The sequence below is a fragment of the Photobacterium sp. SP02 genome, assembly GCF_038519165.1.
Classification (GTDB): Bacteria; Pseudomonadota; Gammaproteobacteria; order Enterobacterales; family Vibrionaceae; genus Photobacterium; species Photobacterium halotolerans.
This window is the reverse complement of the sequence record NZ_JASJOJ010000053.1, coordinates 1-22400: the sequence shown is the minus strand read 5'-3', so window position 1 is coordinate 22400 and position 22400 is coordinate 1. Positions and strand designations below refer to the sequence as shown.

Sequence of the window (22400 nt, the reverse complement as noted above, 5' to 3'; positions counted from 1 at the left end):
TCATAATATCAGACCTGCCGTTTTCACTTTGGTTCCAATTCAGGGAGTGAAAAATGCTTCTGGCAACAGCAAAAGGGTCGGCGCTGATATTGTTGGTTTTAATAACAACCGGTTGCGCAACACCTCCGCCCCAAAATCAATCAAACGTATGTGACATTTTCCGTGAGAACCCCGACTGGTATCAGGACGCGGTCGACATGGAAAAGCGCTGGGGGACACCCATTCAGGTTGCTATGGCCTTTGTGCGCCAGGAAAGTGCTTTCCGCCATGATGCCCGTCCTCCCCGTCCCTATGTGTGGGGCGTGATACCCTGGTTCCGCAGCAGCAGCGCCTATGGCTATGCCCAGGCACAAGATCCTGCCTGGGAAGATTACCAGCGGGCGACCGGCAGCTGGAGTTCGCGTACCAGTTTTGATGATGCGCTGATGTTTATCGGCTGGTATACCGATGAAACACAGCGACAGCTGGGGATATCCAAGTGGGATGCTTATAACCAGTATTTGGCCTATCATGAAGGACGAGGTGGCTATAGCCGCGGGACTTATCGCCATAAGCCAACTCTGCTGCAAGTGTCCCGTAAAGTGGATCAGCAGGCGAAATCTTATGGCTGGCAATTGAAACAATGCCGGCAGGAATTGGAAGATAACCGCAGCTGGTGGCCGTTCTGAGCGGAAGGGACTGCCAGGCTACGACACGACAGGCAAAGGAGAAGGACACCATGCCATTATTAGATAGTTTTACCGTCGACCACACCAAGATGCATGCACCGGCTGTGCGTGTTGCCAAAACAATGCAGACGCCCAAGGGCGATACTATTACTGTGTTCGATCTGCGTTTCTGTCGCCCCAATCAGGAAATCCTCTCCGAGCGCGGTATTCACACCCTTGAGCATTTGTTTGCCGGTTTCATGCGGGCCCACCTGAACTCAGGGACAGTGGAAATCATCGACCTGTCGCCAATGGGGTGCCGTACCGGTTTTTACATGAGCTTGATCGGTGAGCCTGACGAACAGCAAGTGGCAGACAGCTGGCGTGCCGCGATGGCAGATGTGCTGAAAGTGGCTTCTCAGGCGCAAATTCCTGAACTGAATGAATACCAGTGCGGTACATACAGCATGCACTCACTGGACGAAGCCAAACAGATCGCGCAGGATATTCTGGATCGCGGCATTGATGTGAATAAAAACGACGAGTTAGCTCTGCCAGACAGTATGTTGCAGGAATTGAAAGTAAAGTAAGTCTTGACTGACTTTGCATCGATATAAAAAAACCACCGCTTGTAGCGGTGGTTTTTTTATTGTCATCTCCAAACCACCGCCTGTGGCGGCGCTGATTTAGGACCCAGGGTTAACCGGTTTTTTGCAGCTGGGCCGGCAGGATTTTGACCAGTTTGATCATGTTATCGGAGATTTCCACTATCTCCATCTGATAACCGGCCACTGACACGCTGAGGATGCTGTCTGGGATATCTTCCAGATGCTCCAGAATCAGGCCGTTCAGGGTTCTGGGGCCGTCTGTCGGCAAATCCCAGTTCAGGCTCTTGTTCAGTTCACGGATATTGGCGGTGCCTTCAATCAGTAAACTGCCGTCACTTTGCGGGGTGATCTCTTCGGCTAAGGTCGGAGAGATGGAGGTGGTGAATTCTCCCACTATCTCTTCCAGAATGTCTTCCAGGGTGATCAGACCCTGAATATCGCCGTACTCATCAACAATCAGGCCGATGCGTTCTTTGCGGCGCTGGAACTTCAACAGCTGAATATTGAGCGGCGTGCCTTCCGGAATGAAATACACTTTGTCTGCAGCTCGCAGCAGATTTTCTTTGCTGAAATCGTTCTTATCCATCATCAGGCGGTAAGCTTCTCTGACGCGCAGCATACCAACGACTTCATCTATGTTGTCCCGATACAGGACGATACGGCCGTGAGCGGCATGGCTGAGCTGGCGGACAATGGATTTCCAGTCGTCATTGATATTGATGCCGACAATTTCATTACGCGGCACCATCAAATCTTCCACTGTGACGTTTTCCAGATCCAGAATCGACAACAGCATGTCCTGGTGGCGGCGGGGGATCAGGCTGCCCGCTTCATTGACCACAGTGCGCAATTCTTCCGAACTCAGGGTGGCATCGTTCATATTATCGACACGCATGCCGAGCAGCCGCAGGAAACTGTTGGTGATGCCGTTAACAAACCAGACCAGCGGATACAGCAGTTTCATCAGTATCCGTAACAGGATACTGCTGGAATAAGCCACTTTTTCAGGGTACAGCGCAGCCAGGGTTTTCGGCGTGACTTCAGCAAACACCAGTACGGCCATGGTCAGCGCGCCGGTGGCGATAGCCACACCCAGATCGCCGTACAGGCGCATACCTAAAATCGTCGCGATGGCAGAGGCAAGAATGTTCACCAGGTTGTTACCGATCAGAATCAGGCCGATCAGGCGATCAGGTCGGTCGAGCAGTTTTTCAACCCGCTTAGCCCCACGGTGGCCCTGGCTTGCCAGGTGGCGCAGTTTGTAGCGGTTTATCGACATCATGCCGGTTTCAGAGCCGGAGAAGTATCCGGAGATCAGGAGTAGTAATACCAGAAGGGAGAATAAAGCTCCCGTGGATATATCGTCCAAAAAGTCAGTTCCTTGTATCGCTGTGGATGTGTACTCTGTACTGAATATGAGTAAAGGTGTCAAGGCCGGGTCGTTAAGGCGCTGACGGCCCAGTCAGGATTAATCATGCTTAAGCATGGATAGTGTTTATTAAATTGTCATTAGCTGCCAATGATGATTTCTTTGACAAAACGGCTGCCGAAGTAGGCCAGAGTCAGCAGAAACGCGCCAATCAGGCTGAACCAGACGACTTTTTTACCCCGCCAGCCCATCCGGTAATGGCCCCAGAGCAGAACGCTGTAGACCCCCCAGGCCAGAATGGAGAGTACCGCTTTGTGTGTTTTGCCCTGGGCAAACATATCCTGCAGAAAAATAAAGCCAGTGATCAGCGTGACCGTCAGCAGTATGTGACCGACCAGAATGATTTTAAACAACTGCCGCTCAACCAGCATTAAGGGCGGCAGATTAGGGTTAAATGCCAGCTTTTTGTGTTTGAGCTTATAGTCCAGCCACGCCAGCTGAATCGCGTACAGTGTAGCGATCATCAGGGTCGAGTAGGCAAATAGCGCCAGAGAAATGTGTAACAGGATTTGAGGATGCGCCTCCAGGTGCGTAATAAAGCCACCGGGTAACACAGCCGCCGCGGCAAGGTTAATTGCGGCGAAGCTGTAAATGACAGGCAGCAGAAACCATATCCGCATTTTGACCATGGCCAGAGTAGTGATGACGGCGATAATCAGACTGATGAGCGAGGCAACATTTAAAATACTCAGGTTCTGGCCGACGCCCCCCAGAATCAGATCTTTCAGAAACACCACATGCAAGATGATCGCCACTGTGGCACTGATCAGCACTGGCCGGGCTTTTATGCCATTATTATGGCTGAGCCCAGGCACGATAAATGCCAGTGCAAGCAGATAGAAACCAGCAGCAGTGAAGGCAATCAATATGTCCATAACACCTGTAAAGATCGTGAACTCGAACTGGTGAGTATACCTTGTGAACGGATAGCACGACAATGATACAAAGGGCACAATCGTGTGGGACAGAGCGCACTTTGCGGTCTGTTTCAGCGATTTCAGCAGGAATCTCTGTTGGTGTTGCGCGGCAGAAATGACAAGAATTCTGTCACAGGCTGCACGTATGGCATGAAACCGGGTCACTGATTGCGGTATACTGGCACGAAATGAGTGCGTAACGAGCGAGTCACACATGTTTGACAATTTAACCGAGCGTTTGTCGTCAACGCTGAAAAATATCAGCGGCCGTGGCCGTCTGACTGAAGACAATATTAAAGATACCCTGCGTGAAGTGCGCATGGCATTGCTTGAGGCGGATGTCGCGCTGCCGGTTGTCCGTGATTTCGTCAAGCGGGTGAAAGAACGCGCTGTCGGAACTGAAGTCTCTAAGAGCCTGACGCCAGGCCAGGAATTTATCAAAATCGTTCAGGCGGAATTAGAAGCCGTCATGGGCGACACCAACGAAGCGCTGGATTTAGCCAGCCAGCCACCTGCGGTCATCCTGATGGCGGGTTTGCAGGGTGCCGGTAAAACCACCAGTGTGGGTAAGCTGGGTAAACTGCTCAAAGAGCGTAATAAAAAGAAGGTACTGGTTGTTTCCGCCGACGTATACCGTCCTGCCGCTATCAAGCAGCTGGAGACCCTGGCGTCTGATATCGGTATTGATTTCTTTCCGTCCAGCCCGGATCAAAAACCTGTGGCAATTGCCCAGGCGGCTATCGAGCACGGTAAGCGCAAATTTTATGATGTGGTAATTGTCGATACTGCAGGCCGTCTGCACGTCGATGAAGCCATGATGGACGAAATCAAGGCCGTTCATAAAATTGCGAATCCGGTAGAAACCCTGTTTGTGGTCGATGCCATGACGGGCCAGGATGCGGCCAATACCGCCAAAGCCTTTAACGAGGCGTTACCGCTGACCGGTGTGATTCTGACCAAGGTCGACGGTGATGCCCGTGGTGGTGCTGCGCTGTCGGTGCGTCATATCACAGGTAAGCCCATCAAGTTCCTGGGTGTCGGTGAGAAGACAGATGCGCTGGAGCCTTTCCACCCTGATCGTGTGGCGTCCCGTATTCTGGGGATGGGCGATGTCCTGTCGCTGATTGAAGATCTGGAACGCAACGTTGATAAGGAAAAAGCCGAGCAGCTCGCGAAGAAATTCAAAGAGAAGAAAGGCTTTGATTTAGAAGACTTCCGTGGACAGCTTCAGCAGATGAAGAACATGGGCGGTATGATGGGCATGATGGATAAGCTGCCCGGTATGTCCCAGTTGCCCGGCAATATCAAAGACCAGGTCGATGATAAAATCTTTGTCCAGATGGAAGCTATCATTAACTCCATGACCTCGAAAGAGCGTGAGCGCCCGGAGTTGATTAAAGGTTCGCGCAAGAAACGTATTGCTGCCGGTTCCGGTACTCAGGTACAGGATGTCAACCGTTTGCTCAAGCAATTTACCCAAATGCAGAAGATGATGAAGAAAATGCAGAAGGGCGGCATGAAGAACATGATGCGCAATATGAAAGGCATGATGCCGGGCGGCGGCATGTTCCCTGGGCGCTAATTGCTTCAATTGCTTGTTTTTTGGTCTCAGCTGGTGATTTTACTGGTGAAAAAGTAGCTAAAGCAGTTGCATTCGCGGGTTGAAAGAGTAAAATTCCGAGGCTTTATTTGGCACGGGCCCCGTTTTTATGGCGGGGCCACTTTTATTTACAGTAATGCAAAGAGGACGATATGGTAACCATTCGTTTGGCACGTCACGGCGCGAAAAAGCGTCCATTTTATCACATCGTTGTTGCTGACAGCCGCGCTGCGCGCGACGGTCGTAACATCGAGCGTGTAGGTTTCTTTAACCCACTAGCTACTGGTCAGGAAGAGCGTCTGCGTCTGGACCTGGACCGTGTAAATCACTGGGTTGGTCAAGGTGCAACTGTATCTGACCGCGCAGCTAAACTGATCAAAGACGCTGCTAAAGCAGCTGCTTAAGATTGGTTAATGGGTAGCAGAGAAGCAATGAGTTCACACAACCAAGACCAAGTTGTTGTCGGTAAAATCGGTGCCACTTACGGTATCAAAGGGTGGCTCAAAGTTTTTTCCTACACAGAACAAGCCGAGAGCATTTTCGCTTATCAGCCATGGCTGATTAAGATGAAAGGTGAATGGCAGACCTTCCATGTGGAAGCATGGAAACGTCATGGTCAGGGGTTAGTTGCCAAGTTGCAGGGTCTGGATATCCGAGAGGATGCTCAGGTCATGACTAACGCGGAGATCAACGTACCTGCTGAACAATTACCGGCGCTGTCAGATGAAGAATTCTACTGGCGCGAACTGATGGGCATGGCTGTTGTGACAACCCAAGGTTACGACCTGGGTAAAGTGACAGACATCCTGGAAACCGGTTCTAATGACGTCTTAGTGGTTAAAGCCAACCTTAAAGATGCTTTTGGACAGAAGGAACGCTTAATTCCGTTCCTCGATGAGCAGGTCATCAAGTCGATTGATCGCACTGCTCAACGGATCGAAGTTGACTGGGATCCTGGATTTTAACCCATCAGTAAGAGCGTAAAGAACCATGCGGGTAGGAATAATTAGCCTATTCCCTGAAATGTTCCGGGCTATTACTGAGTTTGGGGTAACAGGTCAGGCGGTAAAAAAAGGCCTAGTGACGGTAGAGACGTGGAATCCCCGCGACTTTACTCACGATAAGCACCGTACGGTCGATGACCGACCTTATGGTGGCGGACCAGGTATGCTGATGATGGTGCAGCCTTTGCGCGATGCCATTCATGCTGCCAAAACGTCTGCCCAAGGCCAGGCGAAAGTGATTTACCTCTCTCCTCAGGGCCGTAAGCTCGATCAGACGGGTGTTGAGGAACTGGCGCAGAACGAGAATCTGATTCTGATCTGTGGCCGGTATGAAGGGGTAGATGAGCGCATTATCCAACAAGAGGTAGACGAAGAATGGTCTATCGGGGATTTTGTGCTGACAGGGGGTGAGCTGCCAGCCATGACCTTAGTCGATGCAGTCGTGCGGTTTGTACCGGGCGTTCTGGGCGACTTTGCGTCGGCAGAAGAAGATTCTTTTGCCAATGGCTTGCTGGATTGCCCGCATTACACGCGTCCTGAAGTGTTAGATGGACAAGCCGTACCTCCGGTACTCTTGTCTGGTAACCACAAGGACATTAGCCGCTGGCGATTGAAACAATCGCTGGGCCGTACCTGGCTAAGAAGACCAGAGCTCCTGGAAAACCTAGCTCTGACTGACGATCAGGAGAGCTTGCTAGCGGAGTTTATTCGCGAACACCGGCAAGCCATGAGTTAATTTAGTATCAGTTTATTCTAGGGTATATACCAATGAGTAATATCATCAAAGCTCTTGAGCAAGAGCAAATGAAAAATGACCTGCCTGACTTCGCACCAGGTGACACTGTTGTTGTTCAGGTTAAGGTAAAAGAGGGTGACCGTGAGCGTCTGCAGGCGTTCGAAGGTGTTGTTATCGCCAAGCGTAACCGTGGTCTGCACTCAGCTTTCACCGTTCGTAAGATTTCTAACGGTGAAGGTGTTGAGCGTGCATTCCAGGCTCACTCTCCAATCGTAGACAGCATTACTGTTAAGCGTCGCGGTGCAGTACGTCGTGCCAAGTTGTACTACCTGCGTGAGCGTTCAGGTAAAGCGGCTCGTATCAAAGAGAAGCTGACCAGAAAATAAGAACGCGACACGAAAGACGCGTATTGAGAGGCCCGCCAATTTGGCGGGCCTTTTTTTATTACGCGCAAACCTGCCACCGCCGGGCGGCTGCATACCGACATGCCGTCTTACTCACACTGGTACTTCTGCTTCATCATCTCAATATGCTGGCTCAGCATCGCTCTCAGCACTGTCAGGTCGATATCGTCCAGGCGTTTGATATACAGGCAGGATTTTCCCAGCTTATGTTGCCCTAGTTGCCTGAGCTGATCCTGATGAGCGGCAAAGCCCAGCATGAAATACAGCGTTAGTTTACCTTTACGGGGTGAGAAGGCGATCATCGGCCAGCTGAAGTGCTTGCCGGCGGTGTTGCTGTAAAAGTAGGTACCAAAGCCAATCAGGTTGTCTCCCCACAGCACCGCGTCCTTACCGCTCAGCCCGCTCAAGAGTGTCAGGAGCTGACGGCTGTCTTCCTGTTGCTGGCTGTCACTGAGTTCTGCGATAAAGGCGGTGACACTGGCTTGGGTGGGGCGGGTTTTGAGGGTACTCACTGTATAACTCCAGAACCGGGTTGTGTGTCGAGTATATACAGGCAGAGTAAGGGAGCTAAAGAAAAAAGCGGGAGCCGGGAGAGGGGGATAAAAAAACCAGCCCGGAGGCTGGTTTTCACAGAAGCACAAGATTAAGCCGTTTCCAGCTTGCCTTTGCTTTCATTCTCTTCTTCATCCAGATCGATTTCGCCCTTACCTTTTGACTTCACTATGACATACACAGTGATGCCAAGTGTCGCAATCAGACCGATGACAGTCGAGATCATCATAGGCAGACCGAAGCCCAGTGTGCTGTTGTTCAGAATAAAGGTGATCACGACTGTGGTCATGAAAATAGCCGGTACTGTGGTTACCCAATGCAGCTTGTTGTGGCGCAGCAGGTAAGCGGAAGCCGTCCACAGCATCATGACAGCTGTGGTCTGGTTAGCAAATCCGAAGTAACGCCAGATAATCCCGAAGTCGACCTGAGTCAGAATGCCACCGATAACAAACAGAGGAACGGCCATCAGCAGGCGGTTACGCAGACTCTTTTGCTCCATGTTGAAGTATTCAGCCAGAATCAGGCGGCTTGAGCGGAACGCGGTATCACCGGAGGTAATTGGCAGAATCACGACACCCAGGAAGGCGACCACGCCGCCGACAACGCCCAGCAAGCCAAAGGATGCGCTGTAAACCACGTTGCCCGGGCCACCGTTGGCCACGGCATCTGACAGGTTTTCCACCGAGCCGAAGAAAGACAGTGCCAGTGCACACCAGATCAGGGCAATCACGCCTTCACCTATCATGGCACCGTAGAAAACGAAGCGGCCGTTTTTCTCATTTTCCATGCAACGCGCCATCAGTGGCGACTGAGTCGCGTGGAAGCCTGAGATAGCACCACAGGCAATGGTGATAAACAGGGCAGGCCACAATGGCAGGTCATTCGGGTTCATGTTGGTGAACATCTGGCTGACTTCATAGTCGCCCAGCAGGGTGTATTCGCTGGAAACGGCAATAGCAGTGATCAGGCCGACCGACATGAAGATCAGCAGGAAGCCGAACAGCGGGTAGAAGCGGCCGATGATCTTATCAACCGGTACTATGGTGGCGATGATGTAGTAAGCAAAGATGATAGCGACCATGGATCCCATAGAGACCGTCATGTCGGTTTGCTCGTTGACCAGGTTGGTGATCATGCCTGCCGGGGCAGAAACAAAGACCACGCCGACCAGCAGTAGCAGCACAATGGCAAAGATATTCATAAAATGTTTGGCGCCATTGCCCAGGTAACGACCGGACAGCGTCGGTACTGAGGCGCCGCCGTTACGTACTGACAGCATACCTGAAAAATAGTCGTGTACGGCACCGGCAAAGATACAGCCCAGGACAATCCACAGCATGGCCGCTGGACCGTAAAGTGCGCCCATGATTGGACCAAAAATAGGACCAACACCGGCAATGTTCAGCAGCTGTACCAGGTACACTTTTTTCTTGGACATCGGCACATAGTCAACGCCGTCCTGCATGGTGTAGGCGGGTGTCTGGCGCTTTTCGTTAATGCCGAAAAGTTTTTCAATAAAGGTACCGTAAATAAAGTAACCGCCAATCAAAGCAGCCACGCAAATCAGAAACCAGGCCATATCTGTGCCTCTCTCTCAGTGTAGGTAGGTAGTAGGGTTATTTAATCTTTTATCAAGGCTTGCATCTTAACCGGTTGCAGCAAAGACACACGGCCTAAAAGACTGAGTGGCGGTATGACGTTATTGAGCGGTCGATAAAGAGGTTGAGCGGCGCCAACTGGGACTGAGCGGTTGTCTCTGCCCCTGAGTGGTCAGGCGGCTAAAGTGGGCGCCGTTGGGCGGATAAAACGAGGAACAGGCAGAGCGGAGGACATCTGCCCCTGAACAGTGGTCAGCTCAGCCCGTAGCGATCTTTGATTTCTTTCAGGTAACGCCGGCTGACCGGGACCTGCTGGCCGTGCTGGGTTGTGATTTCTGCCAGTCCGTTATCCAGCAGTTTGATCTCACGAATCGCCTGCGGGTGGACCAGATACTGGCGATGGCAGCGGATGAGCGGGGTTTTTTCTTCCAGCACTTTGAGGGTCAGCTGTGTGGTTGCCTTAGTGTCTTTGGTGACTATGTGCACCCCCGATAAATCAGAATGCGCCAGTTCGATATCTGCCGGGCTGAGCAGCAAGATGCGGTTATGGCCACTGCACGGAATAAGCTCGAGCATTTCGCTGATCAAAGGGGTGTAATCAGGCTGGCGCAGCTCGCGCTTCAGCTTGGCCAGGGTTTTGTCGAGTCTTGCGGGTTCAACCGGTTTTAACAGGTAATCAAAGGCATTATCTTCAAACGCTTTGATGGCGTAGTCGTCATACGCCGTCACAAAAACAATTTTGGGCATGGTGTCCGGATCCAGCATGCTCAGCAGTTCGATCCCTGTGATTTGCGGCATCTGGATATCCAGAAACACCACTTCGGGCTTGAGCAGATTAATCATCTTCAAACCTTCAATGGCGTTGGCACCGCTGCCTATGATTTCAATGTCGCCGCTGTCGTGCAGCAGCTCAATCAGCTCCTCGCGGGCATAGGGTTCATCGTCTATGACAAGCGCCTTGATCATGGTTGTCCGTTCTCCTTTGGCAGCGTAATGGTGGCCAGTGTCCATTGATTGGCTTCCCAGCTCATTTGCAGACCGTATTCTTTGCCATAGCGGTTTTTCAGTCGTTTATCGACAATTTTCATGCCCAGACCGCTCTCTTCGCCCACGGGCTGATACAAGCCTGCATTATCGCGGACTTCTAACACAATACGCTCATCATTCTGACACGCGTTAATCGTCAGTTTACCGCTTGCCAGCAAATTAGACGTACCATGCTTGATGGCATTTTCCACCAATGGCTGCAGCGTAAAGGTCGGAATCGTGATATTCAATAATGCATCATCAATGTTGACTTCAACCTGCAGCCGGTCGGCAAACCGGGCACGTTCAATTTCCAGATAGGCATTCACGTGCTGTAATTCTTCTTCCAGGGTGACAGTTTCTATATTCTGCTTCAGATTGCGACGGAAAAACTGTGACAAATGCTGAATCAGCTGCCTGGCTTTATCAGGATCACGGCGGATAACCGCATTGATAGTGTTCAGCGCATTGAACAGAAAGTGCGGATTCACCTGTGCCTGCAACAGGCGCAGCTCTGCCTGAGTCAGCAGGGTTTGCTGGCGGTTATAGCGGCCGGTCAGGATCTGGTTCGACAAGAGTTTGGCGATCCCTTCTCCCAGCGTCAGGTTAATGGTGGAAAACAGCTTATGCTTGGGCTCATAGAGTTTAATGGTGCCTATCACCTCATGGTTGCCGCCAATCAGGGGGATCACCAGCGCAGAGCCTAGTTTGCACTTGTCGTAGAGCGAGCAGCAGTAGGGCACTTCATAACCGTCGGCATAGACCAGCTCGCAGTTATCTATGGCCTGCTTAGTATGCTTGGATGAAATCGGGGTGCCCGGCAAATGGTGATCATCACCAATACCAATGAAGGCAAGAATCTTGTCTCTGTCTGTAATAGAAACCGCACCGACCCCGGTTTCTTCGTAAACGATACGGGCGATCTGTTTGGAGTTTTCCTGATTAAACCCCTGGCTGAGTATGCCCACAGATCGCTGGGCTATTTTCAGTGCCCGGCTGGAAAACGCGGCGGAGTATTTTTCATAGATGGTTTTTTTATCGCGGATAATGCTCATGAACAGGGCGGCGCCCACTGAGTTGGCGATGACCATAGGCAGGGCAATGGCGCTGACCAGGCTGTAGGCTTTATCAAAAGGCTCGGCCACCGCCAGGATGATCAGCATCTGCAGGATCTCCGCAACCAGGGTAATGGCGAACACTGTCAGCGGCCGGAAAATCGCATCAAAGTTACTGCGGCGGACAAAATAACTGTGCATGATGCCGCCGATCAGACCTTCAACCGTGGTGGAGATGGCACAGGCGACATCAGTAAATCCGCCCATGCTGTAGCGGTGCATACCGCCGGTCAGACCCACGGCAAAGCCGACCACCGGGCCGCCCAGCAATCCTCCCATGACAGCGCCGATTGCCCGGGTATTGGCAATGGCATCTTCTATGTGCAGACCAAAATAAGTGCCTAAAATACAGAAAAGAGAAAACAGCACATAGCAGGCAAAACGTTGTGATAAACGGCCAGATACCGTAGTAATAGGCATAAACAGCGGTGTCTTGCTTAACAGGTAAGCTAAAACCAGATAAACACTGAGCTGTTGCAGCAGAGACAGGATGAGTTCCATGGCGGTATCGGAATAAGCTAAATGGATGTTTATGGTAGCTGTCTTTGCATGAAAGGCAATAATATACGTAAGTGTAAATTTTTATTTACGAATGGTATTTTTTCTTTACAGGCTATTGCCCCGTGAAATACCAGTTGTTATTGTCTTTGTATTGACAGGGGGAATCCTGTTGTAACTAAAACTTTACGCCCAGGTATAGCAAAATCAGGATGGCCCTATGCAGAAAGATGTGTTGAATAATGTCCATATTCAGGATGAACAAGTCCTTATTACGCCGCAACAGTTAAAAGATAAATTGCCTGTCAGTGAATCAGCGCTGTCTTTCATCGAACAATCGCGTAAAACCGTTGCCGACATTATCCATAAGCGGGATCACCGTTTACTGGTGGTCTGCGGCCCTTGTTCTATTCATGACGTCGAAGCGGCAAAAGATTATGCCCGCCGATTTAAAGAACTGGCTGCTGAAGTTGACGATCAGCTGTACCTTGTTATGCGTGTGTACTTTGAAAAACCGCGGACGACTGTCGGCTGGAAGGGCTTGATTAACGACCCGCATCTGGATGGCACTTTCGAGATTGAAGAAGGGTTACACATAGCGCGCCAACTGCTGATCGATCTGGTGGAAATGGGTATTCCTCTGGCAACAGAAGCGCTGGATCCTATCAGCCCGCAATACATCGGCGATTTGTTCAGCTGGGCAGCCATTGGTGCGCGCACCACTGAGTCGCAGACCCACCGTGAAATGGCGAGCGGTCTTTCTATGCCGGTTGGGTTCAAAAATGGCACCGATGGCAGCCTGGGGACGGCGATCAATGCCATGCAGGCGGCCGCTTCCGGCCACCGTTTCATGGGGATTAACCGTGAAGGCCAGGTGGCTTTGCTGAACACGCAGGGCAACCCGGATGGCCATGTCATTCTTCGTGGCGGCAAGCAGACCAACTATGATTCAGTGTCGGTTTCCGAATGCGAAACTGAGATGAAGTCGGCGGGTCTCACCCCGGCCTTAATGGTAGACTGTTCCCATGCCAACTCTCGCAAGGATTACCGTCGTCAGCCACTGGTTGCCGAAGATGTGATTCATCAGATCCGGGAAGGGAATCATTCCGTCATTGGCCTGATGCTGGAAAGCCATCTTAACGGCGGCAATCAGAGTGCTGATTTGGATCGCAGCGAAATGGCGTACGGCGTCTCTATCACAGATGCCTGTATTAACTGGGAAGATACCGAAAGCCTGCTGCGTCGCGCTCGTCAGGAATTAACCCCTTTCCTACAACAACGTATTAAATAATGGAATAAGAGACGAATGGTTGCGGAACTGAGCACACTACGAGATCAAATTGATGAAGTCGATAAGCAGATGGTCGCGCTATTGGCGCGCCGTCTGGCTTTGGTCGAAGAAGTCGGCCATGTCAAAAGCCAGCACGGTCTGCCGATTTATGCCCCGGATCGTGAAGCCGCCATGCTGGCATCACGGCGACAGGAAGCCGCTGATCAGGGCGTGCCGCCGGATCTGATCGAAGATATTCTGCGCCGCACCATGCGTGAATCTTATGCCAGTGAAAATGATTCAGGTTTTAAATGCCTGAAACCTGAATTGCGCCCGATCGTTGTCGTTGGTGGTCATGGTCAGTTGGGCCGTCTGTTCTGTCGTCTGTTTGAGCTGTCGGGCTATCAGGTACGTACCTTGGGTAGTCAGGATTGGGACAAAGCGGATGAATTGCTCAAAGATGCCGGGATGGTTGTGGTGACCGTACCGATTCATCTGACCGAACAAGTGATCCGCCGCCTGCCTAAATTGCCGGATGATTGCATTCTGGCTGATCTGACTTCGATTAAGAGCGGACCGGTGCAGGCAATGCTGGAAGCGCATCAGGGACCTGTGGTGGGGCTGCACCCCATGTTCGGACCGGATATCAGCAGCCTGGCGAAACAAGTGGTGGTTTACTGCGACGGTCGTAACCCGGAAAGCTACCAGTGGCTGCTGGAGCAGATCCAGATCTGGGGCGCGAGCCTGAACCGGATCAGTGCCATCGAGCATGATCAGGGGATGACCCTGATTCAGGCACTGCGGCATTTCACATCGTTTGTGTATGGTGTTCACCTGGCCGAAGAAGATCCGCGCTTAGATCAGCTGTTGTCTCTCAGCTCACCGATTTACCGTCTGGAACTGGCGATGGTCGGACGGCTGTTTGCACAGGACGGGCAGCTTTATGCAGATATCATCATGTCTTCGCCGCAAAATCTGGCCATGATTAAGCGTTTTCACCAGCGCTTTGGTGATGCCATCGCCATTCTGGAAAACAAAGATAAAGCCGCGTTTAAGCAGGCATTTGATCAGGTGGAAAGCTGGTTTGGTGATTACGCCGGACGCTTTTTGAAAGAAAGCCAGTCGTTGCTACGACAGGCGAACGATGCGACCCACAGAGGTTAATTCGCTTCGTTTCTGTCCACATATTCGTTGTTGTTAACATAAAAAGAAGGCCAGCTTTTGCTGGCCTTGCTGCGTTTATTCTTCCAGATAATCGACTTCGGTCGGTTTGACGTTTTCACTGGGGTAACAGCCTAACACCTTGATAAATCGTGTCAGTCGGGTCAGTTCTTCGAGAGCCTGCTGCATGGCCTCGGACTTCAAATTCGTTTCAACATCGACATAGAACATTTCTTCCCATGGATTGCCGATCACAGGCCGTGACTCCAGTTTCGCCATATTGATGTTGAGATTGCGCAGCACCAGCAGGCATTCAACCAGTGAGCCGGGTTTCTGGCCGGTTGACATGATGAGTGTGGTTTTGGCCGGGATCAGCGGCGTGACATCGACAGCTTTCCGGGCAACGACAATAAAGCGGGTAAAGTTTTCCTGCTGGTTGGCAATACCGGTTTTCAGCGGGGTTAAGCCATACAGCTCACCGCTGGACGCATTGCCAATGGCGGCGACATTCGGCTGTTTAAGTTCAGCGACCTGCTGCATGGCATCGGCAGTGCTGGAAGTATATTCCTGCCTGATGTCGCCCATAGTGCGAAGGTACTCACTGCATTGCTGGTGGGGTTGCGGATGGGAATACAGGGTATCAATTTGATCCAGCGAGGTCGGAACGGCTGTCAGCAGGCAGTGTTCAATCGGCTGGGTAATTTCGCCCACAATCGACAGACTGGTGTGCTGCAGCAAATCGTACACTTCGTTAATCGAACCTGAGCTGGTGTTTTCAATCGGCAGGACGCCGTAGTCAGCCTGACCGGTTTCTACCACATTGACCACATCACGGAAATTGGAACAGCTCATCTCAACCAGTTTGGTTTGCTTCCGGCTGAAGTACTGACGGCTGGCCAGGTTGGAATACGATCCTTTGGCGCCCAGAAAAGACACGCGAACCACAGGCTGAAGGCTGTCGGGGTTGGTCAGCTTTTGCAGATAAGCCTGCTGGAAAAGCACAGAGTCTTCAATAATGGTATGAAAGATCTGAGTGACATAGTTGGCATCCAGTTGGTGTTGCTTGCCTTGATCAATCAGTCTCAGTAACAGTGCTTGCTCTCTTTCCTGATCCCGGACAGGTTTGGTGGTTTTGATTTTGCTTTTGGCGACTTCCAGGCTCAGCTGACGCCGTTCTGCCAGTAGCGCCAGAATTTCATTGTCTATCCGAGTGACATGGGTTCGGATCTCGTCCAGTGAGTGATAGCTTTTGGTCATTCTGGTTCCCTGTCTGTGCGTATTTTATAGTTATGCTTACAAAAAAGCCCCCCGATTGGGAGGCTTGCTGTTCGTCTTTCGCTGCTTTCTTGCGTAACGATAGCCCCCACTTAAGGTGAGCGAAAAAAGAAGTGAAAGAAAAACAGTGCGTATTGAATCATGTGTCAGTCAGTCTCGTGAATATGCTGGCTAAATATTGTCTAGGAATCACCCTATGGCGAGTCGGTGATCTTGTCAAGAATAAAAAGCCCCGCCATGCGGCAGGGCTTGTTAGGAAGGGTTCAGGCTTCGAAGTCTTCTTCTTCTGCGATTTCGTCTTCAGTCAATACAGGCTTCTGGCTGTGACTGGCTCGACGGGCTTCCGATTTGTGTGATTGCTTGCTCAGCTGTCGCTCCAGTTTCTGATACATGTCTTTAATGGCGGCGTACATATTTTCCTGTTCAGAGGATGCCACAATGTTCCCCCCTGGAATGCCGGCTGTTGCTTCCACCTTGAAGTGCCGGTTAGGTTCTTGGCTGATAACAGCATGTTTGCCGATCAGCGGGACTTGAAAGCGCTCTAACTTACTGAATTTTTCTTCAATGCGCTCACGGATAGCAGGGGTGACATCAATGTTTTTGCCTGTGACTTCTACTTGCATAGTCTCTCTCCTGTTTTGCTACCCCTTGGTGGGTTAACTTCAGATTACTCTTCTCAAGCGTGAATAAAGTGATCTGGATCAACTTTGATAAGTAAAATAATTCACCAATTTATTTCTGTGACTTGTTCTGCTTTGTGACAAGAAAATGAATAAAAACCCCTTGTCGAGGGCATGATGAATGCGGCAGTATGGAATGAGTTGATGACTGGCGGCCAGTGCTGCTCAGGGGTGTTTTTCGGCCTGAAGCAGAGCGTTTCGCCATGAATGTCAGGACCCACTGAAATTAGATTGAGTGCAGTCATCCGCGAGAATAAAAAACGGCAGCCATCTGGCTGCCGTTTGTCGTTTTATCTGTCTCTGGATCAGACTGGATTGAGATCAATCAGTCGCTGAGCATGTTCGGCCGGTGTTTCCAGGCCAAGCTTTTCATAGGCGGTTTGCATCAGCGGCAGCGATTGACGTGCCGCTTCAGTATCCGGATACAGACGCTGAATTTGCTGGCAGCGGTTGACGGCGGCCACCCAGGCTTCACGGCGGATATAAAAGTCGGCAGCGGCTAACTCGTAATTGGCCAGACGGTTTTTCAGGTAAACCAGTCTTGCTTTGGCATCTGCGGCATACTGGCTGGCTGGGTAGCGATCCAGCAGGCGCTTAAAGTCACGAAAGGCCTGGCGAGCCGGTTCCGGATCCCTGTCGTGGCGATCAATATCAAACACATCGTGCATGAAAGAACGATCCTGAGCCATGTGCGTCAGGCCACGCATATAGAGCACCCAGTCTGCTTTTTCATGGGTCGGGTTCAATCGGGTAAAGCGATCTATGGTTGCTTCGCCAAGGGCCAAATCATCGTTCTTGTAATAAGCGTAAATCAGATCAAGCTGCACCTGCTCTGAATAAGCGCCGAACGGATAACGTGAATCCAGTGCTTCTAATCGTTCAATGGCTGTTACCCAGCTACCACTTTGTAAGGCTTGCTGAGCACTGCCGTACAGCTCAGAAGGCGGAATATCCGGTACCACTTCCTCTGTACTGGAGCAACCAGACACAATAGCGGCGGCAAGAAATGTCGTGATTATCAGGCGTTTCATTGCGGCGTCAGTTTCCTTGGTCATAATTTATTTCTGTGATCCATTACGGTCAGCGCCGTTAACAGATACAATGACAACTAATATCTGTCATTTTACGCAGCGTTTAGGCTTTAGTCTCACGCTTTTTGAAAAAGTTCTTTATGGCACAGCAAATAGAGTTAAGCAACATAGTAAACGATAGCCAGCTTGGTCAACGTCTTGATCAGGCTCTGGCTGAACTGTTTTCCGATTATTCCCGTTCGCGGATCAAAGACTGGATTCTCAATGGCAGCGTCTGCGTCAATGGCGCAGTGGTGACTAAACCCCGCCTTAAAATGATGGGCGGTGAAAAACTCACTGTTGTGGCTGAGATTGAAGATGAAGAGCGCTGGATTGCGCAAGACATTCCGCTCAACATTGTTTATGAAGATGAGCATCTGCTGGTGATTAACAAGCCACGTGATTTTGTGGTTCACCCGGGTGCAGGCACGCCGGACGGTACTGTGCTCAATGCACTGTTACATCACTGCCCGTCTCTTGCCGAAGTACCGCGAGCCGGTATTGTGCACCGTCTTGATAAAGACACGACGGGTCTGATGGTGGTGGCGAAAACGATTCAGGCGCAGACCCGACTGGTTCGTGCGCTGCAAAAACGTAAAATTACCCGTGAATATGAAGCGGTTGCCATGGGCAAAATGACCGGGGGTGGCGTGGTTGAAAAGCCGATTGGCCGTCACTCCACCAAGCGCACTTCAATGGCGGTACATGAGTTGGGCAAACCGGCTATCACCCATTATCGTGTCGCTGAGCACTTTCGTGAACACACCAGCCTGGTGCTGCGTCTGGAGACAGGGCGTACCCACCAGATCCGTGTTCACATGGCGTATCTTTCGCACCCGCTGGTGGGGGATACCCTGTACGGCGGTCGTCCACGTCCGCCACGCAATGCCTCTCAGGAAGTGATTCTCGCGCTTCGTGCTTTTGATCGCCAGGCTCTGCATGCTCGTATGCTGCGGCTTGACCACCCAATTACCGGTGAGTTGATGGAATGGCATGCTGAGACACCGAAAGACATGGTGGCTTTAGTCGAGACTCTGCGTCAGGACAAGCTTGACCATCCAGAGGACGATTACTGATATGTGGATTACCCCAGACTGGCCAGCGCCTGCGAATGTCAAAGCCGTCAGTACCACCCGTTTCGGGGGTATCAGCCAGGGGCCCTATGCGGGTCTCAATCTGGGGGATCATGTGGGCGATGAGCCGGCAGCTGTTGCGCATAATCGTCAATGGCTGCAGCAACAACTGGGTTTGGCGCATGCGCCTGCCTGGTTGTCGCAGACCCACAGCACGATAGTACAGGAACTGCATGAGCCGCTGACGGAGATTCCCCATGCGGATGCCAGTATTACCCGGCAGCTGGGATTAGCCGGTACTGTGATGACAGCAGATTGCTTACCTGTATTGCTGTGCGATCGTCAGGGCACTCAGGTGGGAGCCGTGCATGCCGGATGGCGAGGTTTGGCTGACGGTATTATTGAACAAACGGTGGCGTGTTTTGGTCAAGCACCGGATCAATTACTGGCCTGGCTGGGACCTGCCATTGGGCCGCAAGCCTTTGAGGTCGGCGGGGAAGTCAGGGAGCAATTTCTGGCCGATGATCCAGCGGCGGAATCTGCATTCCTGCCACAAGGTGACAAATGGCTGGCGGATATCTATCAGCTGGCCCGATTGCGTTTACACCGTCTGGGCGTGACTCAGGTTTTCGGTGGCAGTGAGTGTACCGTCAGCGACGCTTCCCGTTTCTTTTCTTATCGCCGGGATGGCGTAACCGGACGTCAGGCCAGTTTAATCTGGCTGGAAAAATAAACCTCTGCCATTACCGCCTCCAAAACAGCGGCCTTGAGTCGCTTTCTAATATCCCCACATTTTATGCTTGAAAAGCACAAGGCGCGCAACCATATACAAAGATAATGACAAGGTCATATCTAGAGTGGAGGACTTATGCGTCTTGACCGGTTTACAAGCAAATTTCAATTAGCGATTTCTGATGCGCAGTCGCTGGCTTTAGGACGAGACCATCAGTATATCGAACCTGTGCATTTGATGATGGCACTGATGAATCAGGACAGCAGTACCACGCGGCCGCTGCTGACTCTGCTGAATGTAGATATTACCCAATTGCGTTCCAGTCTGTCCGAACAGCTCGATCGTTTACCCAAAGTAAGCGGTATCGGCGGCGATGTGCAGTTATCCCATGGTATGGGCGTGCTGTTTAACATGTGCGATAAGCTGGCTCAGAAACGCAAAGACAAATACATCTCTTCCGAGCTGTTTATTCTGGCTGCGGTGGACGACAAAGGTCCGCTGGGCGAGCTATTGCGTAAGTTTGGCTTGAGTGCAGAAAAAGTTGAACAGGCGATTGAGAAAATCCGCGGTGGTCAGAAAGTTGATGATCCCAATGCCGAAGAAAACCGTCAGGCGCTGGAAAAGTTCACTATAGATCTGACCGAGCGCGCCGAGCAAGGCAAGCTGGATCCTGTGATCGGCCGCGATGAAGAAATCCGCCGTACTATTCAGGTCTTGCAGCGCCGCACAAAGAACAATCCTGTCCTTATCGGTGAGCCGGGGGTGGGTAAAACGGCGATTGTTGAAGGTCTTGCCCAGCGTATTGTCAATGGCGAAGTACCTGAAGGACTGCGCAATAAGCGCGTACTGTCCTTGGATATGGGCGCATTGATTGCTGGTGCTAAATACCGTGGCGAGTTTGAAGAGCGCCTCAAATCAGTATTGAACGAACTGGCGCAGGAAGAGGGCAGTGTCATCCTCTTTATTGATGAGCTGCATACCATGGTTGGTGCCGGTAAAGGTGAAGGTGCCATGGATGCCGGTAACATGCTTAAACCTGCGCTGGCCCGTGGCGAACTTCATTGCGTCGGGGCAACAACACTGGACGAATACCGCCAGTTTATAGAAAAAGATGCCGCGCTGGAGCGCCGTTTCCAGAAAGTGCTGGTGGAAGAGCCAAACGTTGAAGATACCATCGCGATTTTACGGGGCCTGAAAGAGCGTTATGCGCTGCATCATCATGTCGAAATTACCGATCCGGCGATTGTCGCGGCGGCTAGCCTGTCGCACCGGTATATTTCTGATCGCCAGTTGCCTGACAAGGCGATTGACCTTATCGATGAGGCGGCTTCCAGTATCCGTATGCAAATTGATTCCAAGCCGGAATCTCTGGATCGCCTTGAGCGCCGAATCATTCAGCTGAAAATCGAGCAACAGGCGCTGTCGAAAGAAAGTGACGACGCCAGCCAGAAACGTCTGGCCGTGCTCAGTGAAGAGCTGGAAGGCAAAGAGAGCGAGTACGCTGAACTGGAAGAAGTCTGGAAAGCAGAAAAAGCAGCGCTGTCTGGCACTCAGCATATTAAAGCGGAGCTGGAACAGGCGAGAACCGACATGGAGATTGCCCGGCGTGCGGGGGATCTGAATCGCATGTCTGAGCTGCAATACGGCAAAATTCCCGAACTGGAGAAACAACTCGATCTGGCTGCCCAGGCAGAAATGCAGGAAATGAGTCTGCTGAAAAACCGCGTCACAGATGCTGAGATTGCCGAAGTGCTGTCACGTCAGACCGGTATTCCGGTATCCCGGATGCTGGAAGGCGAACGCGATAAGCTGCTGCGGATGGAAGAAGCGCTGCATCAGCGGGTCATAGGCCAGGACGAAGCTGTTAATTCAGTGGCGAATGCTATCCGTCGCAGCCGGGCAGGTTTATCTGATCCCAACCGGCCTATCGGTTCATTCCTGTTCCTGGGCCCGACAGGGGTCGGTAAAACAGAGCTGTGCAAGGCGCTGGCCAACTTCATGTTTGACAGTGATGACGCCATGGTGCGTATTGATATGTCAGAGTTCATGGAGAAACACTCCGTCGCCCGGCTTGTTGGTGCACCTCCGGGTTATGTTGGCTATGAAGAGGGCGGATACCTGACCGAAGCGGTTCGCCGGCGTCCTTATTCCGTCATTTTACTGGATGAAGTAGAAAAGGCGCATCCGGACGTGTTCAACATTTTGCTGCAAGTGCTGGATGATGGCCGCCTAACTGATGGGCAGGGCAGAACGGTCGACTTCCGTAACAGCGTCATCATCATGACATCGAATCTGGGTTCTGATCGTATTCAGGAGCATTTTGGTGAGCTTGATTATGCCGGTATCAAACATCTGGTTATGGACGTCGTGGGCCATCACTTCCGCCCTGAGTTCATTAACCGTGTCGATGAAACCGTTGTGTTCCATCCTCTGGGTGATAAGCACATCAAAGATATCGCCCGAATTCAGATTGGTCGCCTGAGTGATCGACTGGAAGAAAAAGGCTTTGAACTGAAAGTAGAAGATTCTGCGTTGGATTTGATTGCAAGCGCAGGTTTCGATCCTGTATATGGTGCTCGCCCGCTGAAACGAGCGATCCAGCAATACATTGAAAACCCATTGGCGCAGGATATCCTTTCCGGGAAATTAACGGTTGATAAGCCAATTGTGCTGGCCGCCAAGGATGAGCATATCTCTGCCAGCCAATAAAATCGTGAGACTAAAGTAAGAAAAGCCTGCTCGATTGCAGGCTTTTTTGTATCTCCCGCTTCTGTTTTGTGTGTTTTTTGGTCGTAAATCCGATGTTTGTTCAAAAAGAAGCCTGTTGAAATTTATTTGTGATTTTACGCTTGCCAAGGTGCGCGAACTCTCTATAATGCCGCCTCACTGACACGGAGAACGGCGCTTACAGCCAAGGCCATGTCAGAAAGCTCTTTAACAATTTGACCATGCAATCTGTGTGGGCACTCGACAATGATACAGTCATAAAAGATTTATCAGTGAA

At 51.3% G+C, this 22400-nt stretch carries 21 protein-coding genes and 1 other annotated feature; of the genes, 12 read left to right on the top strand and 9 right to left on the bottom strand.

The genetic code is table 11. The annotated features are described in order from the left end of the window. Positions 1-53: 53 nt before the first annotated feature. Entirely contained in the window at positions 54-668 is a 615-nt protein-coding gene (locus P0Y67_RS17980; RefSeq protein WP_036759978.1) for a transglycosylase SLT domain-containing protein, read from the top strand. Between the two features lie 50 nt (positions 669-718). Beyond that, complete coding sequence (luxS, locus tag P0Y67_RS17975; protein ID WP_027253540.1) at positions 719-1237, top strand: S-ribosylhomocysteine lyase; 519 nt, start codon at positions 719-721, stop codon at positions 1235-1237. 109 nt (positions 1238-1346) lie between these two features. Here luxS and P0Y67_RS17970 read toward each other — a convergent pair whose 3' ends face one another. After that, positions 1347-2624 carry an HlyC/CorC family transporter gene (locus P0Y67_RS17970; protein WP_027253539.1) on the bottom strand — a complete coding sequence of 426 codons (1278 nt, stop codon included), beginning with the start codon at positions 2622-2624 and terminating at the stop codon, positions 1347-1349. A 140-nt stretch (positions 2625-2764) separates the two neighbouring features. Then, the gene (locus P0Y67_RS17965; protein ID WP_027253538.1) at positions 2765-3559 is read right to left on the bottom strand and encodes a cytochrome C assembly family protein; all 795 of its coding nucleotides are present in this window, start codon (positions 3557-3559) and stop codon (positions 2765-2767) included. Between the two features lie 256 nt (positions 3560-3815). Here P0Y67_RS17965 and ffh point away from each other — a divergent pair, with 256 nt between their 5' ends. The 5 genes from ffh to rplS all read left to right on the top strand — a co-directional run bounded on the left by ffh (position 3816) and on the right by rplS (position 7327). After that, entirely contained in the window at positions 3816-5183 is a 1368-nt protein-coding gene (gene ffh / locus P0Y67_RS17960) for a signal recognition particle protein (RefSeq protein WP_027253537.1), read from the top strand. A 170-nt stretch (positions 5184-5353) separates the two neighbouring features. Beyond that, complete coding sequence (rpsP, locus tag P0Y67_RS17955) at positions 5354-5605, top strand: 30S ribosomal protein S16 (RefSeq protein ID WP_027253536.1); 252 nt, start codon at positions 5354-5356, stop codon at positions 5603-5605. 27 nt (positions 5606-5632) lie between these two features. Then, complete coding sequence (rimM, locus tag P0Y67_RS17950; protein WP_027253535.1) at positions 5633-6166, top strand: ribosome maturation factor RimM; 534 nt, start codon at positions 5633-5635, stop codon at positions 6164-6166. A 25-nt stretch (positions 6167-6191) separates the two neighbouring features. After that, positions 6192-6941 carry a tRNA (guanosine(37)-N1)-methyltransferase TrmD gene (gene trmD / locus P0Y67_RS17945; RefSeq protein WP_027253534.1) on the top strand — a complete coding sequence of 250 codons (750 nt, stop codon included), beginning with the start codon at positions 6192-6194 and terminating at the stop codon, positions 6939-6941. A 32-nt stretch (positions 6942-6973) separates the two neighbouring features. Then, complete coding sequence (gene rplS / locus P0Y67_RS17940) at positions 6974-7327, top strand: 50S ribosomal protein L19 (RefSeq protein ID WP_027253533.1); 354 nt, start codon at positions 6974-6976, stop codon at positions 7325-7327. A 107-nt stretch (positions 7328-7434) separates the two neighbouring features. Here the strand turns inward: rplS and P0Y67_RS17935 are convergent, their stop codons facing one another. From P0Y67_RS17935 to P0Y67_RS17920, 4 genes are all read right to left on the bottom strand, one after another. Continuing rightward, positions 7435-7857 (bottom strand): DUF1801 domain-containing protein, encoded by a 423-nt coding sequence (locus tag P0Y67_RS17935; protein WP_342392999.1) that lies wholly within the window; start codon positions 7855-7857, stop codon positions 7435-7437. A gap of 131 nt (positions 7858-7988) precedes the next feature. Continuing rightward, the gene (locus P0Y67_RS17930) at positions 7989-9476 is read right to left on the bottom strand and encodes a carbon starvation CstA family protein (RefSeq protein ID WP_027253531.1); all 1488 of its coding nucleotides are present in this window, start codon (positions 9474-9476) and stop codon (positions 7989-7991) included. Between the two features lie 271 nt (positions 9477-9747). Then, positions 9748-10461, bottom strand: coding sequence for a two-component system response regulator BtsR (btsR, locus tag P0Y67_RS17925; protein ID WP_218384206.1), 714 nt, complete (start codon positions 10459-10461; stop codon positions 9748-9750). Then, a complete protein-coding gene (locus P0Y67_RS17920) occupies positions 10458-12137 on the bottom strand; it encodes a sensor histidine kinase (RefSeq protein ID WP_342392998.1) in 1680 nt (559 codons plus the stop codon). Before P0Y67_RS17920 ends, btsR begins: the two co-directional genes overlap by 4 nt. Before the next feature lie 217 nt (positions 12138-12354). Between P0Y67_RS17920 and P0Y67_RS17915 the strand changes: the two genes are divergently transcribed. Then, complete coding sequence (locus P0Y67_RS17915) at positions 12355-13425, top strand: 3-deoxy-7-phosphoheptulonate synthase (RefSeq protein ID WP_342392997.1); 1071 nt, start codon at positions 12355-12357, stop codon at positions 13423-13425. Between the two features lie 15 nt (positions 13426-13440). Further along, complete coding sequence (tyrA, locus tag P0Y67_RS17910; RefSeq protein WP_161459279.1) at positions 13441-14568, top strand: bifunctional chorismate mutase/prephenate dehydrogenase; 1128 nt, start codon at positions 13441-13443, stop codon at positions 14566-14568. A gap of 75 nt (positions 14569-14643) precedes the next feature. Here tyrA and pheA read toward each other — a convergent pair whose 3' ends face one another. The 3 genes from pheA to bamD form a co-directional block, all read right to left on the bottom strand. Beyond that, positions 14644-15822, bottom strand: a complete 1179-nt coding sequence (gene pheA / locus P0Y67_RS17905) for a prephenate dehydratase (protein ID WP_342392996.1) — start codon at positions 15820-15822, stop codon at positions 14644-14646. 38 nt (positions 15823-15860) lie between these two features. Next, positions 15861-15981, bottom strand: a sequence feature (Phe leader region). A 122-nt stretch (positions 15982-16103) separates the two neighbouring features. Next, complete coding sequence (gene hpf / locus P0Y67_RS17900) at positions 16104-16463, bottom strand: ribosome hibernation-promoting factor, HPF/YfiA family (RefSeq protein WP_342392995.1); 360 nt, start codon at positions 16461-16463, stop codon at positions 16104-16106. A gap of 362 nt (positions 16464-16825) precedes the next feature. After that, the gene (bamD, locus tag P0Y67_RS17895) at positions 16826-17551 is read right to left on the bottom strand and encodes an outer membrane protein assembly factor BamD (RefSeq protein ID WP_027253524.1); all 726 of its coding nucleotides are present in this window, start codon (positions 17549-17551) and stop codon (positions 16826-16828) included. 140 nt (positions 17552-17691) lie between these two features. Between bamD and rluD the strand changes: the two genes are divergently transcribed. The 3 genes from rluD (at position 17692) to clpB (ending at position 22105) form a co-directional block, all read left to right on the top strand. Further along, the gene (gene rluD / locus P0Y67_RS17890; RefSeq protein ID WP_161443993.1) at positions 17692-18666 is read left to right on the top strand and encodes a 23S rRNA pseudouridine(1911/1915/1917) synthase RluD; all 975 of its coding nucleotides are present in this window, start codon (positions 17692-17694) and stop codon (positions 18664-18666) included. A 1-nt stretch (position 18667) separates the two neighbouring features. Continuing rightward, positions 18668-19396 carry a peptidoglycan editing factor PgeF gene (gene pgeF / locus P0Y67_RS17885; RefSeq protein WP_342392994.1) on the top strand — a complete coding sequence of 243 codons (729 nt, stop codon included), beginning with the start codon at positions 18668-18670 and terminating at the stop codon, positions 19394-19396. A gap of 135 nt (positions 19397-19531) precedes the next feature. Continuing rightward, positions 19532-22105, top strand: coding sequence for an ATP-dependent chaperone ClpB (gene clpB, locus P0Y67_RS17880; protein WP_342392993.1), 2574 nt, complete (start codon positions 19532-19534; stop codon positions 22103-22105). Positions 22106-22400 lie beyond the last annotated feature (295 nt).